The organism is Cytobacillus mangrovibacter (assembly GCF_042865275.1).
GTDB lineage: Bacteria > Bacillota > Bacilli > Bacillales > Cytobacillaceae > Cytobacillus > Cytobacillus mangrovibacter.
Genome location: NZ_JBIACJ010000008.1, coordinates 192,103 through 216,660 on the forward strand (window position 1 = coordinate 192,103; position 24,558 = coordinate 216,660).

The 24,558-nt window shown below is 38.8% G+C and carries 25 protein-coding genes; 20 read left to right on the forward strand and 5 right to left on the reverse strand.

Going from position 1 to position 24,558, the window contains the following annotated elements; all coding sequences use genetic code 11:
- Positions 1 to 495 precede the first annotated feature (495 nt).
- The 11 genes from nikB (at position 496) to ACFYKT_RS15880 (ending at position 9,973) form a co-directional block, all read left to right on the forward strand.
- Entirely contained in the window at positions 496 to 1,437 is a 942-nt protein-coding gene (gene nikB / locus ACFYKT_RS15830; RefSeq protein ID WP_389221579.1) for a nickel ABC transporter permease, read from the forward strand.
- Between the two features lie 15 nt (positions 1,438 to 1,452).
- Positions 1,453 to 2,349, forward strand: coding sequence for an ABC transporter permease (locus ACFYKT_RS15835; RefSeq protein WP_389221581.1), 897 nt, complete (start codon positions 1,453 to 1,455; stop codon positions 2,347 to 2,349).
- Between the two features lie 21 nt (positions 2,350 to 2,370).
- Complete coding sequence (locus tag ACFYKT_RS15840) at positions 2,371 to 3,930, forward strand: glutathione ABC transporter substrate-binding protein (RefSeq protein ID WP_389221583.1); 1,560 nt, start codon at positions 2,371 to 2,373, stop codon at positions 3,928 to 3,930.
- Between the two features lie 9 nt (positions 3,931 to 3,939).
- Positions 3,940 to 4,932 (forward strand): ABC transporter ATP-binding protein, encoded by a 993-nt coding sequence (locus tag ACFYKT_RS15845; RefSeq protein WP_389221585.1) that lies wholly within the window; start codon positions 3,940 to 3,942, stop codon positions 4,930 to 4,932.
- Positions 4,916 to 5,929 (forward strand): ABC transporter ATP-binding protein, encoded by a 1,014-nt coding sequence (locus ACFYKT_RS15850; RefSeq protein ID WP_389221587.1) that lies wholly within the window; start codon positions 4,916 to 4,918, stop codon positions 5,927 to 5,929. The genes ACFYKT_RS15845 and ACFYKT_RS15850 overlap by 17 nt, the downstream gene beginning before the upstream one ends.
- 117 nt (positions 5,930 to 6,046) lie before the next feature.
- Positions 6,047 to 7,651, forward strand: a complete 1,605-nt coding sequence (locus ACFYKT_RS15855; RefSeq protein WP_389221589.1) for a gamma-glutamyltransferase family protein — start codon at positions 6,047 to 6,049, stop codon at positions 7,649 to 7,651.
- Positions 7,652 to 7,728: 77 nt separating this feature from the next.
- Complete coding sequence (locus ACFYKT_RS15860; RefSeq protein ID WP_389221655.1) at positions 7,729 to 8,253, forward strand: chromate transporter; 525 nt, start codon at positions 7,729 to 7,731, stop codon at positions 8,251 to 8,253.
- Between the two features lies 1 nt (position 8,254).
- Positions 8,255 to 8,803: a chromate transporter gene (locus ACFYKT_RS15865; RefSeq protein WP_389221591.1), complete on the forward strand. Its 549-nt coding sequence runs from the start codon at positions 8,255 to 8,257 to the stop codon at positions 8,801 to 8,803.
- 293 nt (positions 8,804 to 9,096) lie between these two features.
- Positions 9,097 to 9,279 carry a uracil-DNA glycosylase gene (locus tag ACFYKT_RS15870; RefSeq protein ID WP_389221593.1) on the forward strand — a complete coding sequence of 61 codons (183 nt, stop codon included), beginning with the start codon at positions 9,097 to 9,099 and terminating at the stop codon, positions 9,277 to 9,279.
- A gap of 34 nt (positions 9,280 to 9,313) precedes the next feature.
- Positions 9,314 to 9,583 carry a YwdI family protein gene (locus ACFYKT_RS15875; protein WP_389221595.1) on the forward strand — a complete coding sequence of 90 codons (270 nt, stop codon included), beginning with the start codon at positions 9,314 to 9,316 and terminating at the stop codon, positions 9,581 to 9,583.
- Positions 9,584 to 9,601: 18 nt separating this feature from the next.
- Positions 9,602 to 9,973, forward strand: coding sequence for a DUF423 domain-containing protein (locus tag ACFYKT_RS15880; RefSeq protein WP_389221597.1), 372 nt, complete (start codon positions 9,602 to 9,604; stop codon positions 9,971 to 9,973).
- Between the two features lie 788 nt (positions 9,974 to 10,761).
- Here the strand turns inward: ACFYKT_RS15880 and gerQ are convergent.
- Positions 10,762 to 11,238 carry a spore coat protein GerQ gene (gene gerQ / locus ACFYKT_RS15885; RefSeq protein ID WP_389221599.1) on the reverse strand — a complete coding sequence of 159 codons (477 nt, stop codon included), beginning with the start codon at positions 11,236 to 11,238 and terminating at the stop codon, positions 10,762 to 10,764.
- 296 nt (positions 11,239 to 11,534) lie between these two features.
- Complete coding sequence (hemQ, locus tag ACFYKT_RS15890) at positions 11,535 to 12,281, reverse strand: hydrogen peroxide-dependent heme synthase (protein WP_389221600.1); 747 nt, start codon at positions 12,279 to 12,281, stop codon at positions 11,535 to 11,537.
- Positions 12,282 to 12,573: 292 nt separating this feature from the next.
- On the opposite strand from hemQ, the gene pta reads away from it, so the two are divergent.
- Both pta and ACFYKT_RS15900 read left to right on the forward strand, forming a co-directional pair.
- A complete protein-coding gene (pta, locus tag ACFYKT_RS15895) occupies positions 12,574 to 13,551 on the forward strand; it encodes a phosphate acetyltransferase (RefSeq protein WP_389221601.1) in 978 nt (325 codons plus the stop codon).
- 183 nt (positions 13,552 to 13,734) lie between these two features.
- Positions 13,735 to 14,571, forward strand: coding sequence for a lipoate--protein ligase family protein (locus ACFYKT_RS15900; protein ID WP_389221602.1), 837 nt, complete (start codon positions 13,735 to 13,737; stop codon positions 14,569 to 14,571).
- Between the two features lie 103 nt (positions 14,572 to 14,674).
- Here ACFYKT_RS15900 and ACFYKT_RS15905 read toward each other — a convergent pair whose 3' ends face one another.
- Entirely contained in the window at positions 14,675 to 15,403 is a 729-nt protein-coding gene (locus tag ACFYKT_RS15905; protein ID WP_389221603.1) for an RsfA family transcriptional regulator, read from the reverse strand.
- Positions 15,404 to 15,770: 367 nt separating this feature from the next.
- Between ACFYKT_RS15905 and ACFYKT_RS15910 the strand changes: the two genes are divergently transcribed.
- From ACFYKT_RS15910 to ACFYKT_RS15920, 3 genes are all read left to right on the forward strand, one after another.
- Positions 15,771 to 15,995, forward strand: coding sequence for a DUF1450 domain-containing protein (locus tag ACFYKT_RS15910; protein ID WP_389221605.1), 225 nt, complete (start codon positions 15,771 to 15,773; stop codon positions 15,993 to 15,995).
- A 265-nt stretch (positions 15,996 to 16,260) separates the two neighbouring features.
- On the forward strand, positions 16,261 to 17,562 hold the full coding sequence (locus ACFYKT_RS15915; RefSeq protein WP_389221607.1) for an HD domain-containing protein: 1,302 nt from the start codon (positions 16,261 to 16,263) through the stop codon (positions 17,560 to 17,562).
- 37 nt (positions 17,563 to 17,599) lie between these two features.
- A complete protein-coding gene (locus tag ACFYKT_RS15920) occupies positions 17,600 to 18,106 on the forward strand; it encodes a YwgA family protein (protein ID WP_389221609.1) in 507 nt (168 codons plus the stop codon).
- Positions 18,107 to 18,119: 13 nt separating this feature from the next.
- Here the strand turns inward: ACFYKT_RS15920 and ACFYKT_RS15925 are convergent, their stop codons facing one another.
- Positions 18,120 to 18,305, reverse strand: a complete 186-nt coding sequence (locus ACFYKT_RS15925; protein WP_389221611.1) for a 2-hydroxymuconate tautomerase — start codon at positions 18,303 to 18,305, stop codon at positions 18,120 to 18,122.
- A gap of 404 nt (positions 18,306 to 18,709) precedes the next feature.
- Between ACFYKT_RS15925 and ACFYKT_RS15930 the strand changes: the two genes are divergently transcribed.
- Both ACFYKT_RS15930 and ACFYKT_RS15935 read left to right on the forward strand, forming a co-directional pair.
- Positions 18,710 to 19,366, forward strand: a complete 657-nt coding sequence (locus ACFYKT_RS15930) for a site-2 protease family protein (protein WP_389221613.1) — start codon at positions 18,710 to 18,712, stop codon at positions 19,364 to 19,366.
- An 18-nt stretch (positions 19,367 to 19,384) separates the two neighbouring features.
- Positions 19,385 to 19,897: a YwhD family protein gene (locus ACFYKT_RS15935; RefSeq protein WP_389221615.1), complete on the forward strand. Its 513-nt coding sequence runs from the start codon at positions 19,385 to 19,387 to the stop codon at positions 19,895 to 19,897.
- Between the two features lie 431 nt (positions 19,898 to 20,328).
- Here ACFYKT_RS15935 and ACFYKT_RS15940 read toward each other — a convergent pair whose 3' ends face one another.
- Entirely contained in the window at positions 20,329 to 22,389 is a 2,061-nt protein-coding gene (locus ACFYKT_RS15940; RefSeq protein WP_389221617.1) for a transglycosylase domain-containing protein, read from the reverse strand.
- Between the two features lie 236 nt (positions 22,390 to 22,625).
- Between ACFYKT_RS15940 and speE the strand changes: the two genes are divergently transcribed.
- Both speE and speB read left to right on the forward strand, forming a co-directional pair.
- Positions 22,626 to 23,453: a spermidine synthase gene (speE, locus tag ACFYKT_RS15945; RefSeq protein WP_389221619.1), complete on the forward strand. Its 828-nt coding sequence runs from the start codon at positions 22,626 to 22,628 to the stop codon at positions 23,451 to 23,453.
- A 147-nt stretch (positions 23,454 to 23,600) separates the two neighbouring features.
- On the forward strand, positions 23,601 to 24,476 hold the full coding sequence (gene speB, locus ACFYKT_RS15950; protein ID WP_389221621.1) for an agmatinase: 876 nt from the start codon (positions 23,601 to 23,603) through the stop codon (positions 24,474 to 24,476).
- Positions 24,477 to 24,558: the final 82 nt, after the last annotated feature.

A 24,558-nucleotide genomic window follows, 5' to 3' on the forward strand; every position in this document is an offset into this window, starting at 1 on the left:
TCTCTTAGTCCGCTTCTTTTTTGATTGTTATATTACTAGATAAAAATGATTAACTTTGAAGCTATGGGACAGATTCCATATCATTTCTCCAAACTTAGTCTCATAGGAAGCTTCAATGGAACGGTTTCAACAATATTCTCCCTAATTTTGTCCTATCAAACACTCTAGTACTATAGCTTCCACGACCTTTCCCTAAAAATCTTCCATAAGCCCCCTACCATAACTGAGTTCTTTTCGTTTATCGAATTGATTTGTAAGCGCTTAACACTACGATATCAAAAATTAGTTATTTTTCACTAATTATAGTCTATATGTTTTAATATTTATTACTTTAATAACCAAAAGGTAATTTAAAAATAATAAATTTTTAGAAAAATGATAATTTATGTGGATTTTTGAATTTTTATGATTTATAATCATTTTTAAATAATTTTAAACATTTTGTAATCAAAAGAGAGAAAATGATTAACAATTGATTAAGAGGGGGGTAAGAGAATGGTTGCAATGATTATCCGAAGGTTTATACAGTTAATATTTTTATTGTTTGGTATTTCCTTTTTAGTTTTCTCATCCATGTATATTGCTCCAGGGGATCCAGCTTCTATGATTGGTGGCCCAACAGCTACAGAATCGGATATAGAAGCAATTAGGGATAATCTAGGGCTGAATGATTCATTTCTAACTCAATATGGAAGATATATTGGGAGTGTTGTACAAGGTGATTTGGGCTATTCCTATCAAACTCGTCAACCAGTCTCTGAAGCGATCACCATTCGTTTTCCCAATACGTTGAAATTAGCCATAGCGAGTATGATTGTAGCAATCATCATTGGGATTATTGCCGGGTTGATTTCAGCACTTAAACACAATAGCTGGCTTGACGTTAGTTCTACCACTTTTGCTTTAGCAGGAATCTCTATTCCTAACTTTTGGCTGGGTGCATTGTTAATCTTACTTTTTGCAGTCAATCTTCAATGGCTGCCAGTAAGTGGACTATCAGCACCATGGTATACCATCGATGGAATAAAAGAGCTGATATTACCCGCCATTACTTTAGGAACAGGATCAGCTGCTATGATTGCTCGGATGACAAGATCCTCCATGCTTGAAGTAGTGAAGGCTGATTATGTTAGAACAGCGAGAGCGAAAGGCGTAAAAGAGAGAAATGTCATTTGGATTCACACATTAAAAAATGCAATGATTCCAGTTTTAACTGTTATCGGTTTGAATTTCGGCGCTCTATTAGGCGGAACAATCATTACAGAGAAAGTATTTGCTATAAACGGAGTAGGCAGATTGATGATTGATGCAATTGCAGCTCGAGATTTCCCGATGGTGCAGGGATCAGTTTTATTAGTAGCCACTTTATTCGTATTAGTTAATCTCATCGTTGATATTGTTTATACATATGTCGATCCAAGAATTAAATATCAGTAAGGAAGGGGGAGGACCATGGCAGAAACAGCACCAGCCCTAGGGGTAGAAATAAAGAAAGTGAAAAAGAAGGAAAAGCCATTAATAGTAACCACAAAAAGATTATTGAAAAACAAATTAGCAGTGATTGGTTTAATCATAATTGTTGTCCAAATAGGTATGGCAATATTTGCCCCTTTGATCACCTTTCATGATCCTGCTAAACAAAACTTAGTAGCAAGTGAGCTGCCGGCATTTAGTGACGAACATTGGCTCGGAACAGATAACTATGGAAGAGATGTATGGAGTCGGATTGTATATGGGGCACGTATTTCTCTAGTGGTAGGTCTTGTTGCTGTAAGTTTAGGTCTTATCGGGGGAGTCGTTTTAGGCTTGCTTGGAGGCTATTATAAAAAATTAGATGGAATCATTATGAGAATTGTTGATCTACTATTCTCCTTTCCTGGGATATTGCTTGCGATGCTAATAATCGCAATTTTAGGAACGAGTCTAGTTAATGTGGCAATCGCGATTAGTATCTGGTCCATTCCATCCTGTGCAAGGATCGTAAGGGGTTCGGTGCTCTCGATTAAAGAGAAAGAATATATCATGGCGATGAAATCATTAGGAGCATCTGACTTACGTATTATGGTGAAGCATATTTTGCCTAATTGCTTTGCGCCAATCATTGTGTTTGCAACAATGCGGATGGCAACAGCCATTCTTTCAACAGCTTCATTAAGTTATTTAGGATTAGGTGCACAACCACCAACTCCTGAGTGGGGAGCAATGATTTCACAGGGACAAGCCTTTATGTGGAGCTCACCTCATTTAACGATTGTTCCGGGAATTGCTATTATGCTTACCGTATTTGCATTTAATGTTGTTGGAGATGGCTTAAGAGATGCAATTGATCCTAATATGGATATTCAATAGAAAATTAGAGGAGGAAACAAAATGAAGAAAAATTGGTTGTTATTAATCACATTTTTTGTGGCAATTTTCCTTGCGGCATGTTCTAGTGGAGGAGCCTCTACAGAACCAAACAATGAAAAGGATGGAAACAAGGAAGAAAAATCTGGGGGAGACAACACTTTAACATATGCTTCCCTTACTGATGCAGTAGGTTTATCACCAATTTTAACGAATGATGGTGCTTCAGCTAATGTTACAGACCATGTTTATGAAAAGCTATTTGAGAGAAATGCAGAAACCATGGAAATCGAACCACAATTAGCAGAGTCATATGAAAATCCGGATGAAAACACGTGGATTATTAAATTAAAGCAAGGGATTAAATTCCATGATGGAACGCCATTTAATGCAGAGGCTGTAAAATATACATTCGATAAATTACGCGATCCAGCAACCGCTGCACCTCGTGCATCATTAATGGAGCCAGTTGATACGATTACAGTAGTTGATGAGTATACAGTTGAAATTAAGACGAAATATCCTTATGGACCGTTCCTTGCTTCGTTATCACATTCAAATGCAGCGATTGTAAGTCCTGAAGCTGATCAAAAGCAAGACTTAATGAATAACCCAGTTGGTACAGGACCTTTTAAATTTGTAAGTTGGGTACCTGGTGATCAAATCGTTTTAGAGTCAAACCCTGATTACCATGACGGAGAACCGGCATTAAAGAAAGTTATTTTCAAAGTAGTACCAGAAGTATCAACAGCTATTTCTATGTTGCAAGCTGGTGAGGTTCAATTCATTGACAAGCTTCCAACAGAACAGCTTAGCCGCATTGAAAGTTTGAAAAACGTTACTATCGAAAAGGTTGAGGGGACTCCTCAATACTACCTAACTGTAAATCATTCAAAAGTAGAGAACCAAGACCCTGAGTTCAGAAAAGCGATTGCAAGCGCAATTGATAGAGATGCATTTATTTCTAAAATGAATGGTTTAGCTGTTAGAAGCGACAGCATTATTGGTCCAAAAGTATTTGGATATAAAGAATCTGCAGATAAAGCTGGAACGCCATATGATTTAGATGCCGCAAAAGCTTTAGTTGAAAAAAATGGCTATGGTGAGAGACCAATTAAATTACTTACTGCTAATCGTGGAAACTTTGTCTTAATGGCTGAAGTTGTACAAGCACAGCTAGCTGAAGCAGGTTTTAAAGTTGAAATTGAAACAATGGAATGGGCAGCATTCTTAGATACTGCACGTGCTGGTGAATATGATATTACATTCTTAAGCTGGTCAAACCTTACTGCTGATGGATCTGAGCTGTTTTATCCTAACTTCCACAGCGATAATGTAGGTTCTTCTAACCGTGCTCAATATAGTAATCCTGAATTTGACAAGCTTGTTGAAGCTTCAAGAACAACAACGAACCAAGAAGAACGATTAGAACTTTTACATCAGGCTAACCAATTAATGCTGGAAGAAGATGCAATTGTAATTATGTACCATGATGTTGTTACAGCAGCACTTGATAGCTCATTTACTGGTCTGCAGTTAGAACCAACAGGGAAATGGAATGTTTCAAAAGTAACAAGAAAGTAGGTAAAAATTATGGGAGAGACATTACTGGAAGTCAAAAACATTGTGACTGAATTTCGGACAGCAGACGGGCAATTGCCTGCTGTCCGCGATGTCTCCTTTTCTCTTAAAAAAGGAGAAACATTATGTATTGTGGGAGAATCGGGCTGTGGTAAAAGTATTACTTCTCTCTCGGTTATTGGATTATTACCTAGCAATGGAAAGATAACAAGTGGGGAGATTCTATATGAGGGAACCCCCATTCATCATTTGTCAGCTGAAAAGATGAGGCAAATGCGTGGAAATAAAATTTCAATGATATTCCAAGAGCCAATGACGGCTTTAAATCCAGTTCTGACAATTGGTTATCAATTAAGGGAGCCACTAATGCTCCATCATAAACTAACAAAAGGTGAAGCGACTAAACAAGGAATTGAACTATTAAAGCAAGTGGGCATTCCATATCCAGAAAAGAGAATGAAGCAATACCCTCATGAATTAAGCGGTGGTATGAGACAGAGGGTAATGATAGCGATAGCTCTTTCATGTAATCCTGGGTTACTTATTGCAGATGAACCAACGACTGCACTTGATGTGACCATACAAGCTCAAATTTTAGATTTAATGAATGATTTAAAGAAAAAGTTTAATATGGGAGTTTTGATGATTACTCATGATATGGGTGTCGTTGCTGAAGTTGCAGATCGAGTGATGGTTATGTATGCAGGAAAAAAAGTAGAAGAAGGCAGAGTTGAAGAAATATTTGATAACCCAAAACATCCTTATACAAAAGGTTTACTGAATTCTGTTCCGAATATTGACGATCCTGACTTTGAATTAGAAGCGATTCCAGGCTCTCTGCCAAGCTTGAATGAGCAAATAGATGGATGTAGATTTCATGCAAGATGTAAATTTGCGTCAGATATTTGCAGAAGTAAGGAGTCTCCTGTTTTTACAATATCTGAAACTCATCATGTAAGTTGCTGGTTAGAAGAAGAGGGGGTTCCTAATGGCAGTATCAAATGAATCAAACGTGCTAAACAAACCAAAGGTACTCCTCGAATTAAAAGGAATAAAGAAGTATTTCCCGATAAAGGGAGGGGTTTTGCAACGTAAGCAAGGGGATGTAAAAGCAGTAGAAAATGTTTCCTTCCAATTATATGAAGGTGAAAGTTTAGGTGTAGTTGGAGAATCAGGTTGCGGAAAGTCAACATTGGGGAGAGCTGTACTAGGATTAGAAGAATTAACAGAAGGAAAGATTTACTTCCAAGATACCGAAATTCAAAACTTAAAAAGAAAAGAGAAGCTGAAGTTTGTTAAGCAAATGCAAATGATTTTTCAAGATCCATATGCTTCACTTAATCCAAGACAACGTATCGGACATGCGCTTGAAGAGGTTTTTACCATGCATACTGATATGTCCGCAGCAGAAAAGAGAAAGACAGTTATAAGTTTATTAGAAGAAGTAGGTCTAAAAGAAGAGCATTTCGAGCGGTTCCCCCATGAGTTCAGTGGCGGGCAGCGCCAACGCATAGGGATAGCTCGTGCAATTGCATTGAATCCTTCCTTCGTAATTTGTGATGAAGCTGTGTCAGCACTTGATGTGTCCGTTCAAGCTCAGGTGCTTAAGCTTCTTAAAAATTTGCAGAAAAAATACAATCTTTCCTATTTATTTATTTCTCATGATTTAGGTGTTGTACGATATTTCTGTGATCGAGTTTTAGTAATGTATCTAGGTAATACAGTAGAGCTTGGATCTGTAAAAGGTTTGTTTGATAAACCTTTGCATCCTTATACACAATCATTGTTGTCAGCTATCCCAAGGCCGTCTGTTCATGCAAATCGAAAAAGAATTCGTCTACAAGGGGATTTACCAAATCCAGCTAATCCGCCAAGTGGATGTGCTTTTCATACAAGATGTCCGATTGCAGCTGACGTTTGTAAAGTAAATAAACCTGAATGGGTTGAATATGAACCTAGTCATTATGTCGCTTGTCACTTTGCAGGACAATCCATTTCGTAACAATTTACTCTCCTCCTACATTGTAGGGGGAATCTTAGTTTAAAGCTTAAGGGCATCATTCAAACTCTTCAATCAAGTAAACACCAAGATACTATAAAGTTAAGGAGGAGTACATAGATGGATTACTTATATCACCCCTTTCATTCGAAACGTCATACTGTATTCGCCAAGAAAGGCATGGTTGCAACTTCACAGCCATTAGCCGCACAAGCAGGATTAGAAATTTTGCAAAAGGGCGGAAATGCAATTGATGCAGCGATTGCAACTGCTGCTGCTCTAACTGTTGTAGAGCCAACATCCAATGGGATTGGAGGAGATGCCTTTGCCATTGTTTGGGTGAAGGATGAATTACACGGATTGAATGCTTCTGGCCCTGCTCCGGAGTCAATCTCTATTGAAGCTGTAAAGAATTTAGGACATTCAAAAATGCCTGTTCATGGAACTGTGCCAATTACTGTTCCAGGTGTTCCGGCTGGTTGGGCGGCCCTTTCGAAGCGATTTGGCCGTTTATCCTTAGCTGAAGCACTGAAACCAGCTATTCGTTATGCAGAGGAAGGGTATCCGCTCACACCAATCTTAGGTAAGTTTTGGAAGAGGGCATATGATAAGTTTAAAGTGGATTTTACAACGGAAGAATATGAAGCTTGGTTCGATACTTTTGCTCCAGATGGCAGAGCGCCAGAAATTGGTGAAGTATGGAAGTCCCAAGGGCATGCTGCTACTTTAAAATCAATCGGTGAAACCAATGCACGCTCATTTTATGAAGGTGAGCTTGCAGACCAAATCGATGAGTTTATGAAAAAGCATAATGGCTTTTTATCAAAAAGTGATTTAAGCAAATTTCAACCTCAATGGGTGAAACCAATCTCGACCAACTATAGGGGATATGATGTATGGGAGATTCCTCCAAATGGCCAAGGGATGGTTGCTTTAATGGCATTAAATGTATTCGAGAAAATGTCGAAGCCTGCTTGGCAAAATGCTGAAACCCTTCATGAGCAAATCGAATCTATGAAACTAGCTTTCACAGATGGTCAAGCATTTATATCTGAACAAGAGGAAATGCCATGTACTGTAGATGATCTGCTTTCAGAAGAGTATGGGGAAGAACGAAGCAAAGCTATAAAAGAAATAGCATCTGATCCAATCCCTTATGAGTTACCAAAAGGGGGGACGGTCTATTTAGCAGCGGCAGATGAAGAGGGAAATATGATTTCATATATCCAAAGCAATTACATGGGATTTGGTTCTGGAATTGTTATACCTGGAACAGGTATTGCTCTGCAGAATCGAGGACATGATTTCTCATTAGATGAATCGCATCCTAACGTTTTGAAACCAGGAAAAAGAACCTATCATACAATCATTCCAGGGTTTTTGTCGAAAGATGGCAAAGCTGTTGGTCCATTTGGTGTGATGGGTGGTTACATGCAGCCGCAAGGACATTTCCAAGTAGTAACGAATACGGTTGACTACTTATTAAATCCTCAGGCTACTTTGGATATGCCAAGATGGCAGTGGATGTCCGGGAAATCTGTTCATGTAGAACCTGAATTTCCTAACTACTTAGTTCAAGCGCTTGCTAGAAAGGGTCATGAGATACATGTAACATCAGATGGGGGAAGCTTTGGGCGCGGCCAAATTATTTGGAGAGATCAAGACAGCGGTGTATTAATGGGCGGTACTGAATCTCGTACAGATGGAGCCATAGCAGCTTGGTAAATGCTTTAGCCAAAGAACAACCAATACATTCTCCTTCCCCAAAGCCACGCCCAGATTGGAGAATACATCTGCATATCATGTTAGCTTTTTTTCGAGTAGGAATATTAGGTTTTGGTGGAGGTCCTTCATCTATTCCGCTTGTGCATCAAGAAACAGTTAAGAAATATAAATGGATGAGTGAAGAAGACTTTGGTGATACTTTAGCCTTGGCAAATACCATGCCAGGGCCAATAGCGACAAAAATGGCAGGATACATTGGATACAGAGTGGGTGGACTGCTCGGCTGTTTAAATGCTTTACTTTCAACAGTGGCACCAACAGCTCTATTAATGATTTTCTTACTTCAATTATTACAACTATACAAAGATATACCTTGGGTCCAGCATATGTCAGCTTCAGTCGTACCGGTTGTTGCGGTTATGTTAGCGGTATTGACATGGGATTTTGTAAAAAAGTCAGGCGAGACACTTGGGTGGGTCAAAGCTCTATTTATCTTATTTGGTTCACTTTTATTAATAGAAGGATTAAATGTGCATCCAGCTATCCTTATAATGCTGCTGATTATTCTAGTTTTTCTACCAATTCGTAAAAGGAGTGCCTAGAATGCTATATTTGCAAATATTCTTAGCCTTCTTTATTCCAGGCATGCTTGGTTATGGAGGAGGTCCAGCTACTATTCCTCTAGTCGAAAATGAAGTAGTGGACAACTATGGGTGGATGACAACACAAGAATTCAGTGAAGTATTAGCTGTAGGAAACTCATTGCCTGGACCAATCGCAACAAAGATGGCTGCTTATATCGGGTATACAGAAGGTGGAATCCTAGGAAGCCTTGTTGCATTATTCGCAACAGTCGCACCTTCAATCATTCTAATGTTACTATTAATGGCCATCTTGCTGAAATATAAAGACAGACCACAAGTGAAAAATATTTCAATCGTCGTACGTCCAGTTATTGCTATCCTATTAGGTGTGATGACCTTTCAGTTTGCAAAGGATTCGGTGGTTAGTCTTGGTGCGATCTATTCGATCGCTCTCATTGTTGGAAGTTATGTTCTACTAGAAAAATTCAAGTTGCATCCTGCATTGGTGATTGTCCTAGCACTGATTATCGGTGCTGCTACAGGAGTATATAACACGGGATTACATTAAATAGTGAAAGCAGAGGGACTCGTAAAATGATTATTTTACGAGCTTCTTTGTGTCCTTTCAAAAAGATTGTTATTTTTGAACAAATGCTTCAACCTCTACCAACTAAATTTTAGTTAGTAAAAATGCTTGTAATAAAGCCTTAAGATTAGACAAAATTCCCCAGGAAATGAGATGTTTCACGTGAAACGACAGCATTTGTCATATGGGAGCCAGTTGTTTGCGGGATAAGATGGCTGGATCGATAAATCTAGCCAGTTCATGTATAATGAATGTTGATTAATAAGAGGAATGATATGATAATGAAGGAAAATGGAATAGATTGTTTCAAATGTAAATATTTCTATGTTACTTGGGATCAAAGGTTTCCAAAGGGCTGCAAAGCATTTCAATTTAAAACAGCAAAGCTTCCATCAATAGAAGTACTTCGTGCATCAGGTAATCCTTGTTTGCGTTTTGAAAAGAAAGCTAGAACATGATGAAAATAAGTGTGAAATGATAGAGGTGAGTATATTGAACATTTCCGTCCAGCAATTGCTAAAGAAGATTGAAGAAGAACTTAATGAAGCAAAAGGAATAGCAAATGAAGCGAGAATGAGAGAGAGAATCCATGCGATTAAATCAATATGTGAGCTTATTCTTGATGAACAGATAATGCCGGCTGCTTCAAAGAATACACTCACTCTTCAACCTGTTCATCAAACGCAGCCAGCTAGTATCCAACAGTCCAAACGCTTGGAAATGGAAGATGACGCAAATGGAGAGTCATTGTTGGATTTTTAAAAGGAAAGAGGGAGTAAAATGAAATTATTTATTATTCTTGGTGCACTCAATGCCTTCTTATCAGTAGCATTTGGTGCATTTGGAGCGCACGGTCTTGAAAAAATGGTAGAGCCCAAGTATTTGGAGATATGGAAAACAGGTGTAACCTATCAAATGTTCCATGCCACAGGTTTATTAGTCATTGGGGTGCTGCTTGGCAAACTTCCAGCAAGTGTTCTATTATCCTGGTCTGGTTGGTTAATGTTAATTGGGATTATCCTTTTTTCAGGTAGTTTATATGTGTTGGCAGTAACAAAAATAGGAGTGCTTGGTGCCATTACGCCACTAGGAGGCGTTTGTTTCCTTGCTGCATGGATATTATTAATGGTCGCTGCTGTGAAGCATTTGTAGGTAGAAAAGAGAAAGCATTGTTGCAGAATCATATTTAACTCATACAAAAAAGATCTTTGACTAAAGGTGCAAAGGATTCTCTTTTCGGGTGCAAAACTAAATAACAAAAAAATAGGGTACGGAATCATAATGGTTCCCGTACCCTATTTTTTTTGTTATATCGCTTCATTGTACCGAGCCTTTTTAAAAGTTTTTCGACTATTAAACGTTCATCATTATTGAGCAAATTACTCTTGTAATCTATGAGATGAATGTGTAAAATTACACTATAAATGAAATCCGATCCAAAAAGAGAGGCAAAACCATGAGTAAGTTAGTAATTAGTATCCTCATAGTCTGTTTATACTGTTTTCCATTTGTATATTTTTCGATGTACCTAGACTTTGCTAATAGTTCTATGCTTGGTTATCTAATCATGATTGTAGGAACTTCGATTCTTGCCTTTTTCGGCAAATTCTTTTGCAACACCATTCCTTTCATTATAGGCAATATAGTTTCTTTAATCATTTCGTTTTATTTTCTAAATATGTTGGAAGTAAAATTAGGGGTTGATTGGGATGGAGGTTATTTTACCCTACTAATTCCATATCAATTATTACTTTTAGTAAGTTTTTTGAATTTGATTCCTCAGGTCTTCATTATGAAGTTAGCAAATAGATATAAAAAAAAGCAGGGTTAATTCAATTGAGAATTATCCTGCTTTTTCTGTTGTTATTTTACATTTTGTACCTCAAAAGTGAACTTATTACTTAAAGTGTCAAAGCTCTTTTTACATAACCTCCTGAGCATCATCTAGGATTATACTGTGAGAGTCCTGGTGATCCGCCGAATGATGGATAATCATATTCGATTTCTTCATCAAAAGTGACATAGTCTAAGTAAACCATCGGAATTAAATACCTCATACCTGACTGAGGATCACTTATGATTACATGATCCCTGCCAGCTGCTTCGATAATACCCTCGAACTTTTTAGCATTCCACTCTGAATTATTTTCAAAAGTGGTATATACGGTTGCTAGCTTTCCCTTGTTCAGACGTAAGATGTTTTCAATATAGGATTGCTCAATAGGGAGCATGCCAGGGACTTGAGGACCTTGAGTTTGTGCATTTCCACCTCCTGTTGTTGGAGTTACACCAGGTGGTATTGGCTGGTAGGCGATAGGCTGGACTCCATATGCAGGCGCCTTTGGGGTTCCTCCCGTATATGGCTGCTGATACCCATAATAAGGGTTTGCTGTGTACTGGTTAAAATTTTGACTCACACTTTTCCCTCCTAAAAATCGAAGTGAAACTAAAATTGAAATGCTTACGTGTTGAATGGTGAAGCATAGTGATCGCTATACAGCTGGACAATAATATAGATATGATAATAACTCACTAATTCATTTGTATGTATAGGCCTGTTTTTTTATGCTCATTTTCTATTCAGATTCCTTTATATTAAAGGAGACCGTTTTCTAAAGGACTTTTAAATAAATTGTGTGAGTGAAAATCGTTCACAAAACAGCCTAAAGAAAAAGCCTCCTTAGCATTAGGCTAAGGAGGCTAGCATGAGATATTAATTAATGTGCAAAAGCTGTGCTACACGGTCTTCTTCAAGTAGATTTCCTACAAAGAATGAACCAAATTCGCCATAGCGAGCACTTACTTCATCAAAACGCATTTCATAGACAAGCTTTTTGAATTGAAGAGCATCATCAGAGAATAGAGTAACACCCCATTCGTAATCATCGAAGCCAACAGATCCAGTAATAATTTGCTTTACTTTTCCTGCATATTGACGGCCGATCATTCCGTGGCTGCGCATCATTGAACGGCGATCTTCCATCGGAAGCATGTACCAGTTGTCATCACCTTGGCGGCGTTTATCCATTGGATAGAAACATACATGCTTTGATTTAGGAAGAATCGGATATAGACGTGCAAGAATTTCTGGGCTTTGGTAAGGATCTTGATCAGATGGTAAGTAGTTGCTTAATTCTACAACAGAAACATAAGAGAAAGTTGGAACTGTATATTCTGCTAATTTAGTCTTATTGAATTCATTTTCAATCTCGTTGACTTCTTCAAGTGTTGGTCGTAAAACCATCATCATAAAGTCAGCCTTTTGGCCAACAACTGTGTATAATGCGTGGCTGCCCTTTTTCTCGCCTTGAGTCGTATTCCACTTTTCTAAAAGGGATAAAAACTCATGGATAGCCGCTTGGCGCTCATCACTCGACAACATCTTCCATGATGTCCAATCAATGGCACGGAAATCGTGTAAACTATACCAGCCTTCAAGCGTTTTTGCTGCTTCACTCATTACTATCACTCCTAATATGTATATGTGCGATTAATCACACCATAACTATATCATAGTTTCTCCAAATGATAAGGGAATAAAACTTGCAAAATAGATAGGAAATTGTTTATTATGACAGAATTGTGGATATTATGTCACAATGTGCAAATAGTAACACATGTATGAGTATGATAAGTATAAACAACCTTGAAATTTTAAGTGTATACAGTATCTTAGAAAAGGATGAGGGATGAAGGACTGTATCATGGATGCTTAATTAATAAAACTTACATATAACTAGAGGAGGATTATAATGAGTGATTTATTTTCAGTAGTGAAAGAAAAAGTAATGGGCAAGGATTTAAAAATTGTTTTTCCAGAAGGGCTTGACGAACGAATTTTAGCTGCAGCAGTGCGTTTGGCTGCAGAAAAGTTGATCACTCCTATTTTAATCGGCAATGTACAAGCAATTGAGGCGAAGGCAAGAGAACTAGATCTCTCTATAGAAGCCATGGAGATTTATGATCCAAGCCACTATGAGAAAATGGATGAGCTTGTTGCTTCTTTTGTTGAAAGACGCAAAGGGAAGGCTACGGAAGAAGAAGCACGGAAAATCCTGCTGGATGAGAACTATTTTGGAACGATGCTCGTGTATACGAATAAAGCAGAAGGCCTTGTGAGTGGTGCAGCCCATTCAACAGCAGATACTGTCCGCCCAGCACTTCAAATTATTAAAACAAAAGAAGGCGTCAGCAAGACTTCAGGTGTTTTTATTATGGTTCGAGAGGATGAAAAGTACATCTTCGCCGATTGTGCCATTAATATCTCACCTGACAGTAAAGATCTAGCTGAAATAGCTATCGAAAGTGCTAAAACAGCAAAAATGTTTGATATTGAGCCGCGAGTTGCTATGCTGAGCTTTTCGACAAAGGGATCAGCCAAATCACCGGAAACAGAGAAGGTTAGCGAGGCTGTTCAAGAGGCTAAAAAAAGAGAGCCAGAATTGGTTTTGGATGGGGAATTTCAATTTGATGCTGCATTTGTTCCATCTGTGGCAGAGAAGAAAGCACCAGATTCTCCACTGAAAGGGAATGCAAATATATTTATTTTCCCAAGTCTTGAAGCAGGAAATATTGGTTATAAAATTGCTCAGCGTCTTGGTCAATTTGAAGCTGTTGGGCCAATCTTGCAAGGATTAAATCGCCCGGTAAATGATCTGTCCCGCGGATGTAATGAAGAGGATGTCTACAAGCTAGCCTTAATTACAGCAGCACAGGCATTAAATCAATAGATTGAATGAAGAGAGCTGGTTAAAAGTACCAGACTCTTTTTTTTCGCCTAATCTGTTGGTATAATTGGTTTGGCGAATATATCAGCGCTGACGGCCAGTATAATGAAGCCGCAGGTTAAATATAATCAATTTTGGGTTTGAAAAGGTGAATTTTCTCCCTTTTAACTTAGAGGAGTTTAATAGATGAAGGATTTATTACAGCAAGAGCAATGGAGAGTCATTGATGAGTCGATTTTGGCCAAGCATCTGCCAGCTTTTCACTCATTTGGAATGGATGATACATTATGTGCATCTGTTGGAAGTGGGAAGATGCCGGCGACAGCTCGGGCTTGGGTGCATAATAACTCAATTGTATTAGGTATTCAAGATACAAGGCTTCCTTTTTTGGAAGAAGGGATCGATTTTTTAAAGAGTCAAGGCTATCGGGTAATTGTCAGAAATTCTGGGGGATTAGCAGTAGTGCTTGATGAAGGGGTTTTAAATATATCTCTTATCTTTCCTGAAAATGAAAAAGGGATCGATATTAACCGTGGCTATGATGCGATGTGGCTGCTAATTAAAGAAATGTTTTCAGATTTTAATAAGGAAATAGAGGCGAAAGAAATTGTAGGGTCCTATTGTCCTGGAAGCTATGATTTAAGCATAAATGATAAAAAGTTTGCGGGGATTTCTCAAAGGCGTCTACGCAATGGTGTAGCTGTGCAAATCTATTTATGTGTGAATGGAAGCGGGAGCGGACGAGCAGAAATAATTGAGCAATTCTATTCCATTTCAAAAAAAGATGAAGAAACAAAGTTTCAATATCCTGCAATTGACCCGTCCGTGATGGCTTCATTGTCGGAGTTATTGCAAGAAGAGCTTACGATCTCAGATGTAATGTTCCGCTTTTTAAATGCCTTAAAAAACAGATGCGATCATTTATTTGCAGGCGTATTAACAGAAGAGGAACAACCATTATTTGAAGCCTATTATACTCGTGTTGCCGAGCGTAATGAAAAAGTGATAGGCAGCAAGAAATAGTGAAAAGCCGTAACCAAATATGTTACGGCTTTTCTTAATCGAGGCTTATTGCCCTCTTCTCCCATTGTGCTGGTTTCTTGCCAATGTATTTTTGCATTGGCTATTATTCAGCTACTTTTTCTAAATTTCCGTTTCTATCCATCTTAAATTTGGTTGCTGGCCGTTCTTCCTCATCAAAGAGTACCAGTTTGCGTGCACGGTTCATGATTTTCATTAAGGTCTCGTAATCTTCTTGAATAGTGACGGTATTTTGCTCTAATTGACCAATTTTCCCTTCTAATTCTTCATTACGGCTCCTAATCTGTGCATTTTCGCGTTTTAATCTTTCATTCTCATTTTTTAATCTATCCAATTGGATACTCGAATGTTTTAAAGTTTGTAAGTACGAGACTACTTGATCAAGATTTATATTGGAAGAAACAGGATAACTTTGATCTGCCGTATAGACTGGAATGGCTTTTGTTTCGATTAATTCCTCTGCATACTCTTCAGTTAGAGAAGCAGGCTCATCCACTGGCACAGTCGTAACTTCTAATTCATTGATTGAAGGAACTGGTGGCGAATATAGCAGTTTTTTCTTTCCGCTTTGATCTTTGCCGAGTACCCGCTGTCTTTGCTTGCGCTGCTTCTTGGCCAATTGCAATGCCTTTTCATACTGATGTCTTACGACGGCATTCCAACGAAATCCGCAGGCTGCTGACGTTCGATCAAGTTTGTCACCTACTTCTTCAAAGGCATTTAATTGTGTACTGCCTTCTCTTACATGTCTTAATACAGTTTCTGCTAGTAATAAATCATTTTCATCTGTCCATGCATCTTGACGAATTTTCATACTCTCAACTCCCGAATGTCATTTGCGATTTTTTAATACCTTAGTTAAAGGATGGACAAGAACGAGTGAATTTATACAGAATGGTTTGAAAGGATAGTAGTTTTTTTGAATTTATTTTTCAATAGATAGGTATTATAAAAAGGCAAACGGATTATGCTGTGGTCATTTTCTTTAGCTTCCATGATATATTTCATAGACTAAATTAAGTGGAAAAGGTAAAATTTCCAAATGGATAGTTGCGTTCAAACAGCTTGCAATAGTAGGGTATTAGCTGTAAAATACAGCAAGAGCCGACTGTATAAGAAAGACTAGCATCGGTCAAACTTAAAAAAAGAAAAGAAGACCGCAGAAAGGGTTGTAATCATATATGGCAAACGAATTTCGTGTTTGCGACGATTGTCAGGGTGTCAATTTGAAGACATTAATCCCGCGTTTAAAAGAAATAGATCCAGAGGCGAAGATAGAAATAGGCTGTCACTCCTATTGTGGGCCTGGAAGAAAGAAAACATTCGCATTCGTAAATAATCGTCCGCTAGCCGCCTTAACAGAAGATGAATTGATGGAGAAAATTCATAAAAAACTGAAAAAGTAAAATCACCTTTGATAATTGCCCAGAGGTGATTTTTGTTTTTTCGCGTAAATAATAAATTGTCGGTCTGATTAATTGAACAAGCCTTTATGTACGAAGTAAAACCCGTGCAGTTGAAATTAGGCAGACCGACATTTACATACTTGGTTATGAGCAGATGCGTATGAATGGTTTTTGTCAAATATTGATGAAATAGGACAAAATCTGTAGTGAATTGACTGGCAAATCAAGATATAATATAGAGAAGTTGGAAAATCGGAGGTAAAAAATGGACTATGCGGTGGAGAAATTACGTGAAGAAAAGGTATTTAAAGATCCTGTTCATCGTTATGTTCATGTGAGGGATCGGGTAATCTGGGATTTAATTGGTACGAAAGAATTCCAGCGTCTTAGAAGAATTAAGCAGCTCGGAACAACCTATTTAACCTTCCATGGAGCCGAACATAGCCGGTTCAATCATTCACTTGGTGTATATGAGATCATCCGGCGAATTGCGGATGATGTCTTTAATGGAAGGCCGGAATGGAATGAAGAAGACCGTCTCCTCTCCTTATGTGCCGCACTCCTCCACGATTTAGGACATGGTCCTTTTTCACATTCATTTGAGAAAGTCTTTGATTTAGATCATGAGTATTTTACAAGAGCTATCATTCTTGGAAAAACGGAAGTGAATAAAGTACTTTCGAGGGTAAGGAAAGATTTTCCTATAAAAGTAGCTGAAGTGATTGCAAAGACTTCAAAAAACAAACTAGTTGTTAGTCTTATTTCAAGTCAGATTGATGCAGACCGGATGGATTACCTTCAAAGAGATGCTTATTTTACAGGGGTTAGCTACGGTCATTTTGACATGGAGCGTATCCTGCGTGTCATGCAGCCGAGGGAAGATCAGGTTGTTATTAAGCAAAGCGGGATGCATGCGGTTGAGGATTATATTATGAGTCGGTACCAAATGTACTGGCAAGTGTATTTCCACCCGGTTACGCGCAGCGCAGAAGTGATTTTGACAAAAATATTGCATCGGGCCAAACATCTGCAAGCACAGGGTTATGACTTTAAATCCCAACCCATTCATTTTTATTCCATGTTCAATAATAAAGTAACACTTGAGGATTATATTAAGCTTGATGAAGCTATTATTCTTTATTATTTTCAGATGTGGCAGGAGGAAGAGGACTTAATCCTTCGAGACCTTTGCCGTCGCTTTATGAACCGGAATTTATATAAATATGCGGAGTTTGATCCTGCGAAGGAGTATAAGAAGCTTGCTGAGCTTTCGGTTCTATTCGAGAAGGCTGGCATTGATCCTGAATATTATCTTGTTGTCGATTCCTCCTCAGACCTTCCATATGACTTTTATCGTCCAGGAGAAGAAGAAGAGAGGCTTCCGATACACTTATTAATGAAGAATGGTGACATCCGTGAGCTTTCCCGTGAATCAGAGATTGTTGATGCGATTTCTGGAAAAAGGAGAACCGATCATAAATTATATTATCCTGCTGATCTCCTGCAAGATAATTCAACAGAGCCCTTAATTAAGAAACAAATTCGAAAGCTATTAGAAATCGAATAACTAGATACGGTATTAAATGGAGTAGGAGATGAAGAGCTTGTTAAAAGATCATGCCAAAATCATTCATGCGATTGCCGCCTCGGAGGAAATTATTGGACGGAAAAAGCTGCAGAAGATGGTCTATATTGCAAAAAAGATGGCTTTCCCCTTCCAAGAGCGGTTTCAGTTTCATTTTTATGGCCCTTATTCAGAGGAATTAACGTTGAGGGTTGAAGAGCTATGCAATATGGGCTTTTTAGATGAAGTGAGGGAGAAAAAAGGCGGCTACTTTCAATATCGATATACGCTAACCGATAGCGGCAAAGAGTTCTTGAGTCTGAATGATGTATCAATGCCTAATCTTCAAGCATGCTTATCAGATATGAATAGTCAAAATGCAAGATTTCTTGAGCTTGTTTCAACTGTTTTATATTTTGATAACCTTTCAAAAGATGAAGTGCAGGAGAAAGTTTTTACACTTAAAAGCAAGCAGCGCTACACAGAGGAAGAAGTGGAAAGTGCCTATCAATATATTGCGAAATTAAGAGAAAAAGCCGGGCAATAATGCCTGGCTTTCGTTACTTATCGCTTAGGCGTTCGCCGCCAACTGCGTAATGATTTTTTGTCATTTCCTCAATAAAGACAACGATGTTTTCCTTTGGTGCCCCTGTTGTTTCTTTTACGGCTTCAGTTACTTTTTCAACAAGTGCCTTTTTTTGTTCATCTGTGCGTCCTTCAAGCATTTTTACCGTTACATATGGCATTTGGGGTAATCTCCTTTTCATCCTGACTTTATCAGCAATCTCATTTGTAGTTTTTCATATTTTGGCAAAATACGCAAGGGGTGGAATGATTGTCTATTTTTCACTTTCATTGCAAAGTCGTGTATACTTTTAAATAATTAGCTGTGATATAGCTCATAGTGATTTTTGCACCCTTTTGATTGGAGCGGAAGGTGGCGAGACTCCTGAGGGAAGTGTGGGACAGTTGAGACCCCACAGGAGCGCGAGCGACGAGGAGGCTCAACGCCCACCCCGCGGAAAGCGAGCCACCTGGAGCGGAAATCAACAGGCCAGTTTAATAGAGCAAAATATTAGAAAATAAATGTGTATAAGAGTAATTTCCTGCTTTTAAGCGGGCACTTCTTTTTGAAAGAGAGGTTTGGTGTTTGGAACAATTTTTGGCCTTTTCGCTTAAAGAAATTCCATATGTTGCGATTACTTTAATGGTGGCTTTTACGATCCATGAGTTTGCCCATGCTTTTGTTGCGTATAAGTTTGGAGACCCAACAGCACAAAAACAGGGGAGATTAACCTTAAATCCAATTCAGCATCTAGATCCTATTGGTACCATTCTTATCTTTATCGCTGGTTTCGGCTGGGCGCGACCAGTTCCAGTCAATCGGTATTTCTTTAAGAATCCAAGACTAGCTGGAATACTCGTTTCGGTTGCAGGGCCGATAAGCAATCTTTTGATGGCCATGCTAGGGTTTCTCATTTGGTATGCGATGCTTGGAATGGGTGTGGCAGCTGGAATGTCAGCATCTGTACAAGTTTTTTTCAATATCTTTATCCATTTGAATTTAGTATTATTTGTGTTCAATTTGCTGCCGTTTCCGCCACTGGATGGGTATCGGATTGTTGAAGATTTAGTACCCGCACGTATACGTCCGAAGCTTACACAATTTGAAGCATATGGCTCAGTGATATTTCTAATTCTTGTAATTACACCGCTTGATCAATATACGATCCAGCCGATTTTCGATACTGTGTTGCCAGTACTAGCTGACGGCTTAGACACTTTCTTTTACCAATTATTTAATTGATGCTAAGGAGGAATACCTTTGGAAGAGAAGAAGAAGAAAGAGATTGGGTTTAATATTATTAAGAATGATCCGACAGATGGGCATGGAGGATTTGGCTCAGGCTCATTAAGCCTGGACAATGTATCTCCTGTTATTATTGATGTGGATGCTGGAGAGGCAACGATTGAAGTGGGTGCGATGCATGCTCGCAGCCCTGTTGAAAAGGGGATTAAGTTTTTAAAAAGCAAGGAAGAGGTACCAAACGGAAAGCCGTATTGGCTTGTTTGGGTGACAATCGATCGGAATGAAGAAGGCCCATACTATGCAGGAGTAACGGCTTGTGAGATGACAGTAGATAGAGCCATCCGCAGAGGCTATAAATCATTGCCAGAGCATGTAAACCGGATGGATAAGTCAATTAAAAGATTTATTATTGTTGACCATATGGATGATCGATCAAAGGGAATTCTTACTGAATTTCTGAAAAATCACAATGCAGACATGTGGGAACGATCAAAACAACAACTGAAAGATGATTTGCAAGCTAATTAATCATACTGGCCATAATTTTGTCGAAATTGTGACAGATTCTCGAAGAAAATTTCTAACTACTTGCCCAAGCTCTATAAAATAAAGTAAACTAAGTAACAGTGCATAGACACTATTTAAAGCTAGGACACGAAAAACCTCGGGGGAAATTCCTCCGAGGTTTTTCATTTAGGCTATCTTTACAAGCGTGTTGCTCATAACAAGAATTTGTAGAAGTTGATTTCCGCTCCAGGATGCTCGCTTTCCGCGGGGTGGGCGGTGAGCCTCCTCGACGCTAAAGCGTCTGTGGGGTCTCACCTGTCCCACTACTCCCGCAGGAGTCTCGCACCTTCCGCTTCAATCAACCAATCTTATTTCATTAAGAAAACAAACTTCATTTAGAAGTAAGAAAGTAGATTTCTCTCATTTTATATTCGTTATAGCATTTCTGCAGGTTACCAGTTGAAAAGTTTTTTGTACCAAGGTTTTTTAGGTTTTTTCTCTTTCTTTTCTGGCTTTTCCTCTTGATATAATAAATGATCTGTACAATACTCAGTTGGCTCCGTACCGGTGACGAAGTAGGTGAACCGTTGGATCGGGCAATTGGCAGTGGCTAGTTTTCCATTTAGCGGATTAATATACACGCCTACTGTCCCTTTAGGTGCTTTAAAGCCTTTAGCTGGTTTTCCTTTAAGGGCATCCTCCATAAAATGAACCCAAATTTTCTTGGCATATGATTTATCTGCAGATGAAGTGATATTTTTCCCTTTATCATATCCAGTCCAAACGGCTGATACGAGCTCTGGGGAGAATCCGATCATCCAGCTATCTGTATCTGTTGTTCCTGATTTGCCTGCATAAGCACGCGTCATATCATTTATCACAGTACTGCCTGTAACACTTGTATAACCATTTAGCTTCGGATCAAAGATGCCAGTCATCATTTGTGACATGACATAGGCCAATTCAGGCTGCAGGATAGGGACTGCTTCTTTGTTATGTTCATAAATAATATCCCCTTGGTGATTTTCAACTCGCTTGATCACGATAGGAGAAACCTTTTTTCCGCCGTTTGCAAGTATGCTGTATGCATTGGCCATCTCAATAACTCTTACACCAGATGTACCTAGAGCTAAGGATGGAACATTGGCCATCTTTGTGGTCAGTCCGAATTTCTTCGCTGTTTCTATAAGGGTGTTCTCACCTAGAAATAAATGTGTTTTCACAGCGAAGATATTATCTGATAATGCAAGCGCTTGGGCCATTGTTATATCCCCATTTGCATACTGGCTGTTAAAGTTCTTTGGTGAATAATCTGGTCTTTCATCATCAAAGCGAAAGGTTGTCTGCTCGCTGCGCATGACGGTGGAAGGAGTGAATCCCTTCTCTAATGCAGCATAATAAAGGAGAGGCTTTATGGTAGAGCCAGGCTGGCGAACCGCCTGTACTGCCCGATTAAAAGGACTTTCCTCATAATTCCTTCCCCCAACCATTGCTTTGACATAGCCGGTTTTAGGATCCATTGCAACGAGCCCAATTTGAATTTCTGACTCCTTAGCAATTGATCTTCCTACTGTTTGTTCTGCGATTTCCTGTTGTTTTGTATCAATGGTCGTATATACCTTTAACCCGCCAAGTTCGATTATTCGATCATCTAGATTTAACTCTGTTTTCAAAACATGACGTACGGCATCCTGAAAATAAGGAGCTATTTTCGTCTTTGTATGAAGATGCTTTCCAACAAAGGTTAGTTGCTCATTTAAGGCTTGGTCAGCCTCTTGTTTATTGATTTTATCGGTAGCAACCATTGTTCGCAAAATTAGCTTCTGCCGTCCTTTGGCGTTTTCCAATGAGTTAAATGGGGAATAGATACTAGCTCCTTTAGGAACACCTGCGAGCATAGCTGCTTCACCAAGGGTAAGATCTCCTGCTTTTTTCCCAAAGAAATATTGGCTTGCTGCTTCTGCTCCATAGGCACCATGTCCATAATAAATGGTATTTAAATAGCCTTCTAAAATCTCATTTTTTGTGTAGTTCATTTCTAGACGAATGGTGTAAAAGGCTTCCAGCAATTTTCTCTTCCACGTTTTTTCATGTGCTAGGAATAAATTTCTCGCATATTGCTGACTAATTGTACTGGCTCCCTGCACCTTTGCCATGGCTTTGATATCTGCAATCACAGCGCCGGCAATTCTTTTATAATCAAAGCCGTGATGGGAATAAAACTTTCGGTCCTCAATGGAAATGGTCGCATCCACTAAATGAGGGCTAATTTGATCAAGCTCCACCCAATAGCGCTTTTGCCCATTATCACTTTCTCCGATGACTGTCCCGTCATCTGCATAGAATAAAGTAGATTGTGGAACCGCAAGTGGGGGAGGGCCAAGTATTTTGGCATAGATCAGAACCCCTGCACCAGCAAGGATGGATAAAGCAAGTCCAATTAAACTAATGATAAATAATGCCCGCAAATATTTACCAGCTTTTCTAAATCGCTGATTTGTCATAATCTCCATTTATATGCCTCACCCTTTCTGGGCTGGTTAAGAAACTTTCATCTATTTAATTAGTATTGAAAAAAATAGAGTGTTTTAAACATTTTTATCTAACACATGTAATTTTTTCTTGCTTTTTTGCTAGATTCATCTATACTTTTTCTCATGTTTGTAATTATGGCGTTAGGGAAATATAAAAAAGATATTGATTTAATTTAAATACATATCATTTTATTGATAGAAGGGACGATTCTAAAATGGGACTATGGTTTACTGAGAAACAAACAGAGAATTTCGGGATCACAATGAAAATTAAGCAGACTTTACATACAGAACAAACTGATTTTCAAATGCTGGAAATGGTGGAAACAGAAGAATGGGGAAATATGCTATTGCTTGATGGCATGGTCATGACTTCTGTAAAAGATGAATTCGTCTACCACGAAATGGTGGCACATGTGCCGTTATTTACGCACCCGAACCCTGAGAACGTTCTCGTTGTTGGCGGCGGAGATGGCGGGGTTATTCGCGAAGTTCTTAAGCATCCAAGCGTGAAGAAAGCAACACTTGTTGATATTGATGGAAAAGTAATTGAGTATTCTAAGCAATACTTGCCAGAAATTGCAGGCATGCTGGATGATCCACGTGTGGATGTGCAAGTTGGCGACGGCTTCATGCATATTGCTGAAAGTGAAAATGAATACGATGTCATCATGGTTGACTCAACTGAGCCAGTTGGCCCTGCTGTTAACCTGTTTACAAAAGGCTTTTATGCTGGGATTTCTAAAGCGCTAAAAGAAGATGGAATCTTCGTTGCTCAATCAGACAACCCTTGGTTTAAAGCAGACTTAATCCGTAACGTTCAAAAAGACGTAAAGGAAATTTTCCCAATAACCAATCTATATGTAGCAAACATTCCTACCTATCCGAGCGGCCTTTGGGCATTCACTATCGGTTCGAAAAAATATGATCCATTAGCGGTAAGCGAAGACCGCTTCCATGAAATCGAAACAAAGTATTATACAAAAGAACTTCATAAAGCAGCATTCGTCTTGCCGAAATTTGTTCAAGATTTAGTGAAATAATCAGGTTTAAAAAGAACGTCGATTTTGCAAAAAAATGTTGGTTGATTGGAGCGGAAGATGCGAGGCTCACCGCCCACCCCATCGCAAATAAACCGACTTAAAGGGGCAGTATGCCCTAAATATACATAAGAACGAGGGATGACAGTCATGCGTTTTGATGAAGCATACTCTGGCAATGTTTTTATAAAAAGCCATCCGAATTATGAAGAAAGTGAAGCTGTATTATACGGAATGCCAATGGATTGGACGGTCAGCTATCGTCCAGGCTCTCGTTTCGGCCCTTCACGTATACGTGAAGTATCTATTGGACTTGAAGAGTACAGCGCCTATTTAGACCGTGAATTAGAAGAAGTTAAATACTTCGATGCAGGCGATATTCCGCTTCCATTTGGAAATCCGCAGAAAAGCCTTGATTTAATTGAAGAGTATATTGATCAGCTTTTAGCAGCAGATAAATTTCCATTAGGAATGGGTGGGGAACATTTAGTTTCTTGGCCTGTCATGAAGGCAATGTATAAAAAATATCCGGATCTTGCAATCATTCATATGGATGCACATACAGACTTACGTGAAAATTACGAAGGAGAGCCGTTATCTCATTCAACACCGATTCGTAAAGTAGCGGAATTAATTGGACCACAAAATGTTTACTCATTCGGCATTCGCTCAGGCATGAAGGAAGAATTCCAATGGGCAAAAGAAGTGGGCATGCATATTTCTAAATTCGAAGTGCTTGAGCCATTAAAAGAAGTGCTTCCAAAGCTAGCTGGACGTCCTGTCTATGTCACTATTGATATAGACGTCCTAGATCCTGCCCATGCACCAGGAACTGGAACGGTTGACGCTGGTGGAATTACATCCAAAGAACTCTTAGCTTCCATTCACGCAATTGCTCGTTCAGAAATTAATGTAGTAGGTGCAGACCTTGTAGAAGTAGCCCCAATCTACGACCCATCTGAACAAACTGCAAACACAGCAAGCAAGCTAATTCGTGAAATGATCCTTGGTTGGATAAAAAAATAAGCTCTTTTCTAGAAGAATCTTATTTTTGAATAAGTTGTATGAATGAAAACGATTGACTAAATTGGTTGGTTGAAGCGGAAAT

Excerpts from the sequence above, each read along its gene's own strand:
- nikB (WP_389221579.1), top strand. The coding sequence starts at position 496 with ATGGTTGCAATGATTATCCGAAGGTTTATACAGTTAATATTTTTATTG.
- ACFYKT_RS15835 (WP_389221581.1), top strand. The coding sequence starts at position 1,453 with ATGGCAGAAACAGCACCAGCCCTAGGGGTAGAAATAAAGAAAGTGAAA.
- ACFYKT_RS15840 (WP_389221583.1), top strand. The coding sequence starts at position 2,371 with ATGAAGAAAAATTGGTTGTTATTAATCACATTTTTTGTGGCAATTTTC.
- ACFYKT_RS15845 (WP_389221585.1), top strand. The coding sequence starts at position 3,940 with ATGGGAGAGACATTACTGGAAGTCAAAAACATTGTGACTGAATTTCGG.
- ACFYKT_RS15850 (WP_389221587.1), top strand. The coding sequence starts at position 4,916 with ATGGCAGTATCAAATGAATCAAACGTGCTAAACAAACCAAAGGTACTC.
- ACFYKT_RS15855 (WP_389221589.1), top strand. The coding sequence starts at position 6,047 with ATGGATTACTTATATCACCCCTTTCATTCGAAACGTCATACTGTATTC.
- ACFYKT_RS15860 (WP_389221655.1), top strand. The coding sequence starts at position 7,729 with ATGTTAGCTTTTTTTCGAGTAGGAATATTAGGTTTTGGTGGAGGTCCT.
- ACFYKT_RS15865 (WP_389221591.1), top strand. The coding sequence starts at position 8,255 with ATGCTATATTTGCAAATATTCTTAGCCTTCTTTATTCCAGGCATGCTT.
- ACFYKT_RS15870 (WP_389221593.1), top strand. The coding sequence starts at position 9,097 with ATGATAATGAAGGAAAATGGAATAGATTGTTTCAAATGTAAATATTTC.
- ACFYKT_RS15880 (WP_389221597.1), top strand. The coding sequence starts at position 9,602 with ATGAAATTATTTATTATTCTTGGTGCACTCAATGCCTTCTTATCAGTA.
- hemQ (WP_389221600.1), bottom strand. The coding sequence starts at position 12,281 with ATGAGTGAAGCAGCAAAAACGCTTGAAGGCTGGTATAGTTTACACGAT.
- pta (WP_389221601.1), top strand. The coding sequence starts at position 12,574 with ATGAGTGATTTATTTTCAGTAGTGAAAGAAAAAGTAATGGGCAAGGAT.
- ACFYKT_RS15900 (WP_389221602.1), top strand. The coding sequence starts at position 13,735 with ATGAAGGATTTATTACAGCAAGAGCAATGGAGAGTCATTGATGAGTCG.
- ACFYKT_RS15905 (WP_389221603.1), bottom strand. The coding sequence starts at position 15,403 with ATGAAAATTCGTCAAGATGCATGGACAGATGAAAATGATTTATTACTA.
- ACFYKT_RS15910 (WP_389221605.1), top strand. The coding sequence starts at position 15,771 with ATGGCAAACGAATTTCGTGTTTGCGACGATTGTCAGGGTGTCAATTTG.
- ACFYKT_RS15915 (WP_389221607.1), top strand. The coding sequence starts at position 16,261 with ATGGACTATGCGGTGGAGAAATTACGTGAAGAAAAGGTATTTAAAGAT.
- ACFYKT_RS15925 (WP_389221611.1), bottom strand. The coding sequence starts at position 18,305 with ATGCCATATGTAACGGTAAAAATGCTTGAAGGACGCACAGATGAACAA.
- ACFYKT_RS15940 (WP_389221617.1), bottom strand. The coding sequence starts at position 22,389 with ATGGAGATTATGACAAATCAGCGATTTAGAAAAGCTGGTAAATATTTG.
- speE (WP_389221619.1), top strand. The coding sequence starts at position 22,626 with ATGGGACTATGGTTTACTGAGAAACAAACAGAGAATTTCGGGATCACA.
- speB (WP_389221621.1), top strand. The coding sequence starts at position 23,601 with ATGCGTTTTGATGAAGCATACTCTGGCAATGTTTTTATAAAAAGCCAT.